At 42.7% G+C, this 13,149-nt stretch carries 12 protein-coding genes; 4 read left to right on the plus strand and 8 right to left on the minus strand.

Annotation, left to right across the window (positions count from 1 at the left end):
- Together fmt and rsmB are read left to right on the plus strand one after the other, a co-directional pair.
- On the plus strand, positions 1–882 hold an 882-nt coding region (fmt, locus tag B4J23_RS00720; RefSeq protein ID WP_291358309.1), incomplete at its 5' end, for a methionyl-tRNA formyltransferase.
- Positions 879–2,183: a 16S rRNA (cytosine(967)-C(5))-methyltransferase RsmB gene (gene rsmB, locus B4J23_RS00725; RefSeq protein WP_200229405.1), complete on the plus strand. Its 1,305-nt coding sequence runs from the start codon at positions 879–881 to the stop codon at positions 2,181–2,183. The genes fmt and rsmB, both read left to right, overlap by 4 nt.
- A 62-nt stretch (positions 2,184–2,245) precedes the next feature.
- Here rsmB and zupT read toward each other — a convergent pair whose 3' ends face one another.
- From zupT to B4J23_RS00745, 4 genes are all read right to left on the minus strand, one after another.
- Positions 2,246–3,061 (minus strand): zinc transporter ZupT, encoded by an 816-nt coding sequence (gene zupT / locus B4J23_RS00730; RefSeq protein ID WP_179992896.1) that lies wholly within the window; start codon positions 3,059–3,061, stop codon positions 2,246–2,248.
- An 83-nt stretch (positions 3,062–3,144) separates the two neighbouring features.
- Positions 3,145–3,255 carry a methionine/alanine import family NSS transporter small subunit gene (locus B4J23_RS00735; RefSeq protein WP_004780392.1) on the minus strand — a complete coding sequence of 37 codons (111 nt, stop codon included), beginning with the start codon at positions 3,253–3,255 and terminating at the stop codon, positions 3,145–3,147.
- Positions 3,256–3,265: 10 nt separating this feature from the next.
- The gene (locus B4J23_RS00740; RefSeq protein ID WP_291358314.1) at positions 3,266–4,741 is read right to left on the minus strand and encodes a sodium-dependent transporter; all 1,476 of its coding nucleotides are present in this window, start codon (positions 4,739–4,741) and stop codon (positions 3,266–3,268) included.
- Between the two features lie 593 nt (positions 4,742–5,334).
- Positions 5,335–6,783 carry an aldehyde dehydrogenase family protein gene (locus B4J23_RS00745; RefSeq protein ID WP_291358316.1) on the minus strand — a complete coding sequence of 483 codons (1,449 nt, stop codon included), beginning with the start codon at positions 6,781–6,783 and terminating at the stop codon, positions 5,335–5,337.
- Positions 6,784–6,913: 130 nt separating this feature from the next.
- Here B4J23_RS00745 and B4J23_RS00750 point away from each other — a divergent pair, with 130 nt between their 5' ends.
- Together B4J23_RS00750 and B4J23_RS00755 are read left to right on the plus strand one after the other, a co-directional pair.
- A complete protein-coding gene (locus B4J23_RS00750; protein ID WP_291358318.1) occupies positions 6,914–7,606 on the plus strand; it encodes a TIGR04219 family outer membrane beta-barrel protein in 693 nt (230 codons plus the stop codon).
- Between the two features lie 350 nt (positions 7,607–7,956).
- On the plus strand, positions 7,957–8,508 hold the full coding sequence (locus B4J23_RS00755) for a type 1 glutamine amidotransferase domain-containing protein (RefSeq protein WP_179992893.1): 552 nt from the start codon (positions 7,957–7,959) through the stop codon (positions 8,506–8,508).
- Between the two features lie 59 nt (positions 8,509–8,567).
- Here B4J23_RS00755 and B4J23_RS00760 read toward each other — a convergent pair whose 3' ends face one another.
- The 4 genes from B4J23_RS00760 to B4J23_RS00775 all read right to left on the minus strand — a co-directional run bounded on the left by B4J23_RS00760 (position 8,568) and on the right by B4J23_RS00775 (position 12,842).
- Positions 8,568–8,891: an ankyrin repeat domain-containing protein gene (locus tag B4J23_RS00760; RefSeq protein WP_180105309.1), complete on the minus strand. Its 324-nt coding sequence runs from the start codon at positions 8,889–8,891 to the stop codon at positions 8,568–8,570.
- A 9-nt stretch (positions 8,892–8,900) separates the two neighbouring features.
- Positions 8,901–9,719 carry a hypothetical protein gene (locus B4J23_RS00765; RefSeq protein ID WP_291358322.1) on the minus strand — a complete coding sequence of 273 codons (819 nt, stop codon included), beginning with the start codon at positions 9,717–9,719 and terminating at the stop codon, positions 8,901–8,903.
- 42 nt (positions 9,720–9,761) lie between these two features.
- A complete protein-coding gene (locus B4J23_RS00770) occupies positions 9,762–11,111 on the minus strand; it encodes an aromatic acid/H+ symport family MFS transporter (RefSeq protein WP_291358324.1) in 1,350 nt (449 codons plus the stop codon).
- 366 nt (positions 11,112–11,477) lie between these two features.
- Positions 11,478–12,842: an MFS transporter gene (locus B4J23_RS00775; RefSeq protein ID WP_291358326.1), complete on the minus strand. Its 1,365-nt coding sequence runs from the start codon at positions 12,840–12,842 to the stop codon at positions 11,478–11,480.
- Between the last annotated feature and the right edge of the window lie 307 nt (positions 12,843–13,149).

A 13,149-nucleotide genomic window follows, 5' to 3' on the forward strand; every position in this document is an offset into this window, starting at 1 on the left:
GCGGTCTATACCCAGCCGGACCGTAAAGCAGGCCGTGGTCAGAAACTTACCGCTTCTGCTGTGAAACAGCTGGCGCTTGAACATGATATTCCGGTATATCAGCCACTTCATTTCAAGTCTTCAACAGAAGAAGGTCTGGCAGCTCAGGCTGAGTTAAAAGCCTTGGATGCTGATGTGATGGTTGTAGCTGCCTATGGTCTGATTTTGCCGCAAGTGGTTCTGGATACGCCTAAATATGGTTGCCTGAATATTCATGGTTCACTGCTGCCACGCTGGCGCGGTGCTGCGCCGATCCAACGTGCAATTGCGACGGGTGATCACGAAACTGGCGTAACCATTATGAAAATGGCTGCCGGGCTGGATACCGGTGACATGATGTATAAAACCTTATGTCCTATCACTGCAGAAGATACCTCAGCCAGCCTGCATGATAAACTAGCTGCTCAAGGTGCTGAAGCAATTGTAGCGGTACTGGAATCTGAAGAAAAATTACAACAGTATTTAGCTGCCCGGGAAGTGCAGGACGAAGAACTTACCGTCTATGCTCATAAGCTGTCTAAGGCAGAAGCCCGAATTGACTGGAGCTGTACTGCCTCTAATATTGACCGTAATATCCGTGCCTTTAATCCTTGGCCAGTCGCTTTTATTCCTCTAGATGAAAATAACAACCTGCGGGTTTGGGGTTCGGTACTCTCAGAAAAAAATGCACACTGTCATGCCGCCGGCACGATTCTGGCAATTGATAAACAGGGTGTGCATGTGGCCTGTGGTGATGAGAAAGCAGTTTGTCTCACTTCACTGCAATGGCCGGGCGGCAAACCGCTCAATCCGGTACAAATTAACCAGACCCAAAAATTACATGTAGGACAATTATTGGCATGAGTCATTCTGAATCAGGCACATCTCACCTTAACTTGCGTGCCCAAGTGATTCGTACCTTACTTGCTGTACAGCAAGGACAATCTCTGGCCAGTATCTTGCCGCTGCATTTAAAGAAAGTGGCCGACCGTGACCGTGCCCTGTTCCATGAACTGGTTTTGGGTACTTTGCGTCAATGGTATGCACTTAAAAGTATTACTTTGCCTCTGCTAGTGAAGCCTTTAAATAATGATACGGTCGAAACCTGTCTTTATGTCGGCCTATACCAGTTACTGGAAACCCGAATCGCGCCACACGCTGCCATTTCTGAAACCGTGACTGCAGTAAAGCAACTTGGTTATCAGGCTTTAAGTGGCGTAGTGAATGCCATTCTGCGCCGTGTTTCACGTGAAACATCGGAATTTCAAGCAGCACTGGATCAGGCTCATGGCCTGCCAAGCTGGCTCTTTAAACGTCTGAAAAAAGACTGGCCAGAACAGCTTACTGAATTGAGTCATGAGCTAAAGCAGATTGCTCCACTGACCCTGCGCGTAAATGAACGTCAGGTTAGCCGCGAAGACTATCTGGAAATTCTGGAAGAGCACGAAATTCCTGCCCATGCCTGTGCTGTTTCCAAAGCCGGAATTGTCCTGGATGCCAATATACAGGTACCTGACTTACCCGGCTTTGATGTCGGTGGTTTTTCGGTACAGGATGAACATGCCCAGCTTTGCGCTACCTTGTTGCCAGATCTGGATGACAAGTATGTTATTGATGCCTGTGCAGCACCGGGTGGTAAAACGGCGCATATTCTAGAAAAATATCAGCCGCGTAAACTGATTGCGCTGGATCAGGATGCCAAGCGTTTAACGCGTGTCACTGAGAATCTTGAACGCCTGTTACTGGAAGGCGAACACGTTGAAATTAAAGCCGCAGATGCCATCACTTGGCAGGCACCGGAACAGCCGGACTGTATCGTGCTGGATGCGCCATGTTCAGCCATCGGTGTAATGCGTCGCCATCCAGATATTCGTCTGTTACGTCATTCAACCGATATTACCCAGACAGTAGAGCTGCAAAAGCAGATTCTGGAAAATATGTGGCAGCAACTCAAAGTCGGCGGCACCTTGCTCTATATCACCTGTTCAATTCTTAAAGCGGAAAATGAACAGCAAATGGTCGAATTCTTTAGCAAGCATGCAGATGCTAAGGAAATCAAAATTGAAGCCGATTGGGGTATTGAACAGATCCATGGCCGTCAACTACTACCTAAAACCGGTCAAGGCGATGGCTTCTTCTATTGCCGGATTGAAAAAACTGCTTAAATGATATTGCTAAAAGAGAAGGTAGCTTCGGCTGCCTTTTTTATTGTCTTAATTTGAGATTATTATTGTACAAATTTAAAAATCACTAGACTGGTCGCTAGTGCCGCCATCCCACTGACCAGACCATACACGGTTTCATGACCTTTAGAAAAACGTTTTGCAGTCGGTAAGAGTTCATCTAGTGCCAGATAAACCATCACCCCACCGATAATCCCAAACACCATGCCATAAATGGTATGACTCATATACGGCGCCAGAATGAAATAACCCAGCGCAGCGCCCAGAGGTTCAGCAAGGCCTGAAACCAGACTGGCCACAAGTGCATAGTCTTTACGGCCTGTTGCACCATAAACCGGTAATGCAATCGCAACACCTTCAGGCACATTATGAATCGCAATGGCAACCGCCAATGGTGCACCCAGTGCAGGACTTTCCAGCGTCGCAAAAAAAGTCGCCAATCCTTCTGGCAGGTTATGTGCACTAATCGCAAATAACGTCAGTAGTCCTGTTCTTAGTAATTGCGGCTGACTCAGATCCTGTTTCGATTGTGCCTCAATGGTTTCATGCGGATTAGGAACGAATCGATCCAGCAATAAGACCAGTACCACACCCAATAAAAAGGCAAAAGTACCATAAGCAAAACCGGATTTTTCATCAAAAGCCAGGCTAAAAGAACTAATAGATTTATTTAAAATTTCTGTGAGCGAGACATAGATCATTGCTCCCGCAGCAAAGGCCAGTCCGAAGGCTAAAACCCGGTAATTCGGTTTTTTCAAGAACAGCACCAATCCCCCACCCACGAGGGTAGCCAGACCTGCCAAAAATGTCACTGCAAAAGCGGTATAGACTTGTGCATCGGTAACGGGAGCAATTCCCATAAGTCTGCCCATTAAAAAAGTCATTATCACCAAAGATGATAATGACTTTCATTTACAGCAACAATGTGTTTATGTGAAGATTTTTAGTCTTCTGGTTCTTCTGGATTTTTTGCCAGATGCATGACAGCCAGTGCCAGACCACCCCATAATAAAACCATGGAGAAAATCATCATAATCAATGCAGATGTATTCATATTCGTTCTCCTAACTATGACGATCTTTCACTAGACTGAACATAATGGCACCCAGAATAAAGAATGCAATCGTGCCCCCACCAATCATCCATAGCGTACTTGCAGGATAATCACCGTAACCCTCTGCCATGATTGATTTCAGGGTTAAACCTAATGCTGATAATAAAGATAACGGTGTGATCACAGTCAGCATGAACTTCCAGCTGCCACCCAGTTTCAGACTGGCAAACTCGTTCACATGTGTTTCTAGCTGTTTCATCAATGGACGACGGAACCAGGACAATAAAATGATCGAGAACAGACCACCACCCACAATACCAATGTTGTTAGCGAAGTAGTCAATGATGTCGACAAAGGTAATGGCACTATGAGTCGAGAACATCAAGGTGGATACAACTGCTGAACCACCCGCAATAATGGTCACTGACTTGTTCTTCGACCAGCCAAGTTTGTCTTGGAATGCCGCAATTGGCACCTGCAGGATACTCACCATGGAGGTAATACCGGCTACAGTCAATGAACCGAAGAACAGGAAGCCGAACAGGTCACCGCCTGCACCTAAGCTGGAAATGATTTTCGGGAAGGCAATAAAGGCCAGACCGATACCACCAGAGACCACATCTTCAACTTTCGCACCTGAACTGAACGCCATAAAACCAAGCGCAGCAAAAACCCCAATACCTGCCAGGATTTCAAACGACGAGTTAGCTAATGCCACCACAACGCCTGAACCGGTCAGGTTAGTTTTACGTTTCAGGTAAGAGGCATAGGTCAACATAATCCCGAAGCCCACTGAGAGTGAGAAGAAGATGTGACCAAACGCAGCCAACCAGACTTTATAATTGGTCATGGCTTCCCAGTTTGGCGTAAAGAAAGCATTTAAGCCATCGACTGCACCCGGTAAACGTACCGCCTGAATCACCAGAATCGTGAATAAAATTACCAGTAATGGCATGAAGATTTTATTCGCCAGTTCCACCCCACGGCGTACCCCACCGTAAAGAATCAGCATCACGGCTGCCCAAACGATCACCAGACCAAAGAACAGCACAGGGACGAAACCGAAAGTTAAGCCCTCACCATTTTGCAGGTAGCTATTGAAGAAAAAGGCTTGTGTATCCGTGCCCCATTGCTGTCCAAAGGAATAAATCATATAGCTGCCGGCCCAAGACAGGACGCTGGCATAATAAATCCCGATAATCAGGGTCACCATGACCTGCCACCAACCCAGAGATTCTGCATTCATGAGTTTTTTATAGGCCATCGGTGGTGCTTTGCGGAACTTATGTCCGACTGCATAATCTAAAAATAATAAAGGTAAACCTGCTGCAAAAATCGCAATCAGATAAGGAATCAGGAATGCCCCGCCGCCATTTTCATAGGCAACGTATGGAAAGCGCCAAATATTCCCCAAACCAACGGCAGAGCCAATGGCTGCAATAATAAATCCTGATCGTGCCGACCAATTCTCTCGAGTATCTGTCATAGAACACCTAAACTTTAAACTTCATTCAATACTGCTTGTTATGGTTATGTCGCGAGCACTGAAGAAGCATTTCAATTATTTCGGGTGTTTGAATTAGAGTTATACCTTTTGGGCATCGAATTCTAATATACAAACAGGTCAGCTAGCCGGACAGCTTGCTTAAAGTCTGAGCAGAAAGCCGACCTTGTAGATGGTTCAACAATACTGACTTTTGCAAATTTTTTCTGTAATTTCTGCCTAAAACATTCTTTTTTTATAATCTATTCTTATCAAATGCTCAATAATTCTACGCTGAGCTCTTGATTTTATTGGTTATATGTATACAAACTTTTTGGAATATATTGTTTTTAAGTTTTACTACAGTTTTCAAGCAATTTTTCGCTCTTAACTCATCAAGTATTAAATAGAAATTGAAAAAGTATTTTTTTAATCTTCTTCTTCATTTTCTTCTGAATAAAAACAGAGCTATGTCTTAATTTATTCAGCTTATCTTTTCTACCTAGCCTGCTACCTTTTTAAGCAATAAAAAGCAAAATTCCACAACCGGCCTTAATTATGCCGATTGTGGAATAGTACTGATTGATTCGGTCAGCTTAACATTTGATGACAAGCATACGCTCTTCCTGCATATCACGAATCGCAGATTGAATACCTTCACGACCCAGACCCGAATCCTTCACACCACCATACGGCATATTATCAACACGGAATGACGGAATATCATTGATAATCACACCGCCGACATGCAGATGATCCCAGGCATACATCATCTTCTGCAGATTCTGGGTATAGATACCGGCTTGCAGACCAAAGCGACTGCTATTAATACAGGCAATTCCTGATTCAAAATCGCTATAAGCTTCAATAATGGCGACCGGACCAAACACTTCATTACGGTAAATTTCCAGTTGATGGTCTACCTTTTCCAACAGGATCGGTTCAAACATCGCACCCTTCACTTCACCACCAGTCAGTACATTGGCACCTTGCGCTACGGCATCTTCCATCCAGCGATGCAAACGTTTAGCTTCAGCTTCCTTGATCATTGGCCCCAGCAAAGTCGTTTCCAGATCCGGATCACCGGCTTTTAGATGTTGCAGTTTCTGAACCAGCTTGTCTTTCAGTTCTTCAAAAATATCCTGATGCACCAGAATACGTTGCACACTGATACACACCTGCCCTGCATGACCATAAGCGCCACCAATCAGACGGTCAATCAGCTGTTCACTGAGTTCAGTATCTGGCTCAATCATCACTGCGGCATTGCCACCGAGTTCCAGAGTAACTTTTTTGCGGCCGGCACGGGCTTTCATATCCCAGCCCACGACATCAGAACCGGTAAAGCTTAGCAATTTAAAACGGTCATCTGTAACCAGTACATCCGCCAGATCACGTGGACACGGTAGAACTGAGAAGGCATTCTTCGGTAAATCAGTTTCTGCCAGAATCTCGGCAATCTTTAAGGCTGAAACCGGAGTCAGACTCGCCGGTTTCAACACGAATGGACAACCTGCAGCAATTGCCGGTGCAATTTTGTGTGCGGTCAGATTTAATGGAAAGTTAAATGGACTAATCAGGGATACAGCGCCAATCGGTACCTGTTTAACCATACCCTGATAACCGGAAGCTGCGGCGGTGACTGCCAGAGGCAAAATACGGCCCTGATCCATTTGGGTGACCGCATCTGCTGCAATCTGGAAGGTATTGATCAGACGTTCTACTTCTGCGCCGGCTGCTTTACGTGGCTTGCCACCTTCGGCAATCAGGATTTCAGTCAGTTCTTCACGGATTTCATTAAACCGCTTCACACAATGCAGCAGAATTTTCTGTTTCTGGAAAGGTTCCAATGCTGCCATTTCTGCTTCTGCCTGAGTCGCAGACTGAATTGCCTTTTCTAAAGTTTCAGCATCTGCCAGCGCGACACGTGCATAAAGCTCCTGACTATATTTATGTTTGACCTCCAGCCATTCACCCGTTTTTACCGGCTGTCCTGCCACATATAATGGATAGTCTTGATGATATTGTGCTGCTGTCGATCCCATTATTCTGCCCTTCACATTAGCATATACATTTTAGAAATTACCTATATCATGCACTTACTGATTACGTTTAAGAAGATGTATTTAGGTAACAAAATCGCTCAATTTAAAGAAAGCGTAAGGAAAATTAGAAATGCGTACACAATTATTCACTGCATTATTACTAGGATTAGGACTGAGCAGCATAGGCCATGCCGATGTGATTGGTCTTAAAACAGATGTCAGCTACTGGAATTTTGACGGTTATAGCCAGTCTGCCAATGCCGGCAAACAGGACCTGGATCGCCAAGGCACAGCTCAACTCTCTGTCGCATTTGAACATCCAGTACCACTACTGCCAAATGCCAAAATCAAATATGTGAATCTGGACAGCAATAGCGAACAAAGCACCCCGCTGAATGCTGCTGATATCGAACTTAATAATATCGACTATATTCTGTATTACGAACTGCTGGATACCATTGTGCATGCTGATATCGGTGCGGGTATGACTAATCTGGATGGTACAGTCAGAAATCTGAATGCAGGTGTCCTGACTCAGTACGATCTAGATGAATACAGTCCATTACTCTACGCTACAGCTGGGGTAAAACTGCCATTTACTGGCATGAGTGCTAAAGCTGAAGCGGTTTACAGTCACGGTAGCGATATCAAAAAGACTGATGTTCAGGCTGAACTGCAATATGACTTTATTGATAACCTGCTGGTTGATGTAGGGGCTAAAGTCGGCTATCGCATCATGAATATCGATGCCGAACAAAATAATGCGCCAGACTTGGAACTGGAATTTAAAGGTCCTTATGTCGGCTTAGATATACACTTTTAAGTAATATAATGAGTTATGGAAATCGGTCCTTACCCTGTAAGCCCAGACGTACAATGATAGATGTCATCGACGTCTATGCCAGCTTTCAGGTTCAGACTATTCTACAAACATACAGAGCAGGAAGCTCAAATACCTAAAAACAAGAAGAATAAAGCAGTGCACCAGGACGTGAGGTACGACAGGAGTTATACCTAAACACGAGATACGAAAAAAGCCCCAACAGGATGTTGGGGCTTTTTTTATCTATAAATTCTTAGCATTGTTTAACAGTTCCGAGCTAAAAATCCAACATTGTAAGAATCGCCTTGTTGTTAATCTGAAAATCCTCACATTTTTTGGGAACAGCAATCATGGTAAAAAAGGTCCTCTTTATTACTTCAAACCAAGGTGTTGAACATGATGAACTGGTCGAGCCTTTAAATTTTCTAAAATCCAAAGGATTTGAAGTGATTCATGCGGCAGAAAAAAATGAAGAGGTGGCAACAGTAAAAGGCGATACTAAAGCTGCTACCTCATATACGCCTGATACCAGTTTTGATCATGTCACGCTGGATGATTATGATCTCTTGGTTGTTCCTGGTGGCACTGTGAATGCAGATACGCTAAGAATCAATGAATCTGCCCAGAAAATCGTGCAGCATTTTGCTGATCAGCACAAACCGATTGCCGCAATCTGTCATGGGCCATGGGTTCTGATTGATGCACAGCGAATTAAGGATAAAAACCTGACCTCGTATAAGAGCATCAAACTGGATCTGGAAAATGCCGGTGGTAAATGGGTCGATGAACAGGTTCATCGTTGCAATACCGGTGACTGGGTTCTGATTACTTCACGTAATCCGGATGACATTCCTGCTTTCAATGATGCCATCTTAAAAGAACTGGAAGGCGATGCTGCCTAAGTTCAAACTATAAAAAGCCTCCAGATGGAGGCTTTTTTATTTCCTTGATCTTATTTTATTTAAATGCCACCTTTTAGGCTTTTTAGATAAGCCACTACATCTTTATTACCGGCCATTTCTGCCAGTTCCAAAGCGGTATAGGTACTGCGATGATCGACATCTGCGCCTTTGCTCACCAGTAGTTTCACTACTTCCAGATGATCATTTTCAGCAGCTGCCTGCAAAGCGCTATAGCCTTCTTCATCGGCAGAATTGACGTCCAGACCTTCTTGTAAGCCCTGCTCGACCTGTTCAACGTCGCCGACTGAAGCCCAGTACACTAGTTCAGGAAGATGCAGTTCTTCATCATCTTCAGGGATTGGGGAGATAGAATTGAATTCCATAGTCATTTCCTAATGGTAATTTAGTTGAGTTAGCTTTTTACACAGTTCACTTTCTAAATTTTTTAACCCTTCCCCATTCTTTAAATAGATTAGAGATCTATGATGAATCATATCAGATGGAATATCACTTACACTTTGAGCAATTGGAATAACTAGTTTACCTAAAGTATGTGCAATTCCTGTTTCATACATGACATTTGGATTTTTACCACTGAAATCGACAATTACTACTCGATCCCTAAATATTAAATCAAATATATCCTGAATGATCGTACTGTTATCCCAAATATCATCCGCTCTTAAACATCTAAAATTGGATCCTTTAGCAGCCTCTTTAATAGAAGAATAGACACCATCAAAACCTGAAAAAGGCATCATTACAGCTATTAAATCATTTTCTAAATCTACACTGGGTACACTAAATACTGAAGGAGAAAATGTAATTTTATTTGTAGCTACTTGATGCGATACATATAGAGTATTTTCATCATGGTATTTGTGATCTAGATAGTCTTTAATTGTTTGTAAGTAATGAGGGTTTTTTAAACTAATTGCCCTTAAAACATCAATAATATTAGCACCATAATCATCATCCCCAAAACTCAAACTTCTTAGCAGCCTAGGATGATTATGGACTATTTGATCCGCATTAACTAAAAGAGCAATTTCACTCCAATCACTAGCATTGAATTCTTTTTCTATTACTCTTTTTAATTCCAAGATAAGTTTATTAGTCTCTATCTGAGTATCATTCGAAGTTAAATTTGAATTAAACATAAATAGTATTTTTTGATTAAATTTTAGACATAATACTATAGATGTGAACAAAAAAAGCCTCCTTTTAGAGGCTTCTTATTTCAGACTTAAGTTTTAAGCTTTTGCAGGAACGCTATCTGCTGAACCAATCTTTTCAGATTCATCATCATGCATGATCAAAGCAACTGCAATCGCTGTAATCAGTACCGGTAAACCGACTGCCATAAAGTTAAAGTGTGCAGGCAGGTTCATACCCAGTAAGCCACCAATCAGGATCGGGCCAACAATCGCGCCCATACGACCAATCGCAGATGACCAGCCAATACCTGTTGAACGTACTGCCAATGGGTAGAATTGTGCAACATAGCTGTATAGCAACATTTGCGAACCGATTGATGCTGCACCTGCTAAGAACACCAGGATGTAAAGCAGGAACTGGTTAGATGCAAAGCCCATTGAGCTCATCACAATCGCACCCATCATACCGAGGAACATCAATACCGGTTTCAGGTGGAAACGGTCAGCCAAAATACCACCACCGACAATGCCAACCACTGCACCTACGTTCATCGCCATCATGAACATCAGGCTGTTGTCCATTGAGTAACCCGCTGCCATCATCAGCTTCGGTAACCAGCTGCTCAGCGCATACATGGTTAGTAGACAAGTAAAGAAAGCAACCCAGAACAATAACGTATTTACCGCACGGCCACGACGGAACAGGCTCACCACGTTTGCTGCTTCAGGTACATTTTCCTGTGGCAGTTTAAAAGTTGTATTGTCTGTAACACTTAGATTTGGAGCCAAACGACGTACTATTTGACGTGCTTTTTCCTGTTTGTTGTCTTTGACAATAAAGGCTAAAGATTCCGGCAGGAATTTCCAGATCACAGGCAATAAAAATAATGGAATACCTGCGATAAAGAACATGATTTGCCAACCAAAACTTGGGGTAAACCATGAACCCAATAAGGCAGCCATCACACCACCTACCGCATAACCACTAAACATAGTGGTTACTAAGGTACTACGCATTTTTTGTGGTGCATATTCAGAGGTTAGTGCCACCAGGTTTGGCATAACACCACCAATGCCCAGACCGGCAAGGAAACGTAAAATTCCGAACTCAGTCGGGTTTGAAGCAAAACCACCGGCAAAGGTCAGACCACTGAATAACACAATACAGATCATGATCACTTTTTTACGGCCAATTTTATCTGCCAGAGAACCAAAGATCATCGCGCCAAACATCATGCCAGCAAGCGCAGTACTGGCAAGCATTCCCGCTTGAACGGCACTTAGACCCCAGTCCTGCATTAATAAAGGTAAAACAACACCATTAATTGCTAGATCGTAGCCGTCAAACAAGATAATGAGTAAACACCAAGCAACTACATTGAAGTGAAAAGGCGTAAATTTCGCATTATCGACTACAGAATTTATATCTACTGTTTCCGTTGTCATCGTTCTCATCTCCCATGAGTACTTGTCCATAAAATCCTTTTGAATATCCAGGGGAATATTCAAGTTTTAGCAATATACGCAAGTGAGATTTAGTGCACAATAAGACCAAATGATGGAGTTATTTCAGCCATAAAATAGAAGTTATTTATGTGATTTATCACATTTTCATAAAGCTAAATAATTGAATATTTAGACATTTATTATTCTCATTAAAATGCCTATATGAATAGTCTATAGACCAATGATTTTTTGATTTATTCGATTTTTTATGAATGATTTTTATACTTTGAACAAAAAATCCCTTTCTTATGAAAGGGATCTTTTGACTCAATTAAGATTTATAGTAAGTGGATTGGCAAAAAGTGACTAGGTTTTAATAGAATTCAGCTTCTGTTTCGCCAGTAAGGTCTCAGCATTTCGTTCTGCATTCAGATCTTTACGTACAATCATAGCCACTGAAATCGCGCCAATAATGGCTGGAATCGCAACTGCCAGGAAGTTCATTTTATGTGGCAGCTCCATACCCAACAGGAATCCAATAATAATTGGACCAACAATTGCCCCTACCCGACCGACTGCAGACGCGCAACCAATACCAGTAGAACGGATTGCCAATGGATAGTACTGAGCCACGAAACTATAGAGCAGAATACTGCTACCAATTGCCGAAGCACCTGCAGCAGCGACCAGCAGATAGATCACAGCTTGTGGAGAGTTAAAGCCTAATCCAACTAATGAAACTGCACCCAACAGGAACATGCCAATAATGACCGGTTTCAGATGGAAACGATCCGCCAGAATACCGCCACCAATGGTTCCAACCACTGCACCAATATTCATGGCCATCAGGAACATTAAGCTGTTACCCAGAGAATAACCCGCTGCCATCATCAGTTTTGGTAACCAGCTACCCAATGCGTAGACCATAAGCAGACACATAAAGAAGCAGCACCAGAATAATAAGGTACTCATGCTACGACCTTGCTTAAATAAAGCGGCAATGGAAGCATCGGGCGCATGCACTTCATTCAGTACAAACTGGGTACTTGCAGTGACATTTTGCTCAGGACTGATCTGCTGAACAATTTTACTGGCCTTTTCATTTTGCTGTTTTTTTACCAGGAAAGTTAAAGATTCCGGTAAATACAAATACAGGATAGGCAGTATCAATAATGGAATACCTGCGATATAGAACATGATTTCCCAACCAAAACTTGGGGTAAACCAGGCACCTAATAACGCCGCCATAATTCCGCCAACTGCATAACCACTAAACATGGTAGTGACTAAGGTACTACGCATTTTTTGTGGCGCATATTCAGAAGTTAATGCGACCAGATTCGGTAAAACACCACCAATACCTAAGCCGGCAATAAAACGCAGGATGCCAAATTCAGTCGGACCAGAGGCAAAACCGCCCCAGAACGTAAATCCACTGAATAAGGTCACACAAATCAGGATGACATTTTTTCGTCCAATTTTATCTGCCAGCATACCGAAGAGCATGGCACCAAACATCATGCCTGCCAGAGCGGTACTTGCAAGCATTCCGGCCTGAACTGCCGTCATATTCCATTCTTGCATCAGTAGGGGTAAAGCAACACCGTTGATTGCCAGATCATAACCGTCAAAAATAACGACAAATACGCACCAAAGTACGATCTTTAAATGAAAAGGTTTAAACTTTGCTTCATCCACTACAGCATTCACATTCACTGTTGTTGCTGTCATTTTTCCTCACCTCCAATTGTGAGCTTTTTTATTCTATGAAAAAATGAACGTTCATTCACTTTTGTATATAAAATGGATGATTCTTTAAACCTTGTCTACTGCAAAACTTACCAAGTTAGATTTTTTTAATAAAATTTAGGCTAAAGTCGTAGATCGAATATTTTTTAGACAAACCAATAAAAAAATAAGACGAAGTTAATTAATTATAATTTTCACGTTATTTATATTTTTATTATTTAGGCATGATTAGGAGGTTATTTACTTCTTTTCCTAAAAACCCACGCATAAAAAAAGCCCCCTGCATGAG

The organism is Acinetobacter sp. UBA3025 (assembly GCF_002367915.1).
Classification (GTDB): domain Bacteria; phylum Pseudomonadota; class Gammaproteobacteria; order Pseudomonadales; family Moraxellaceae; genus Acinetobacter.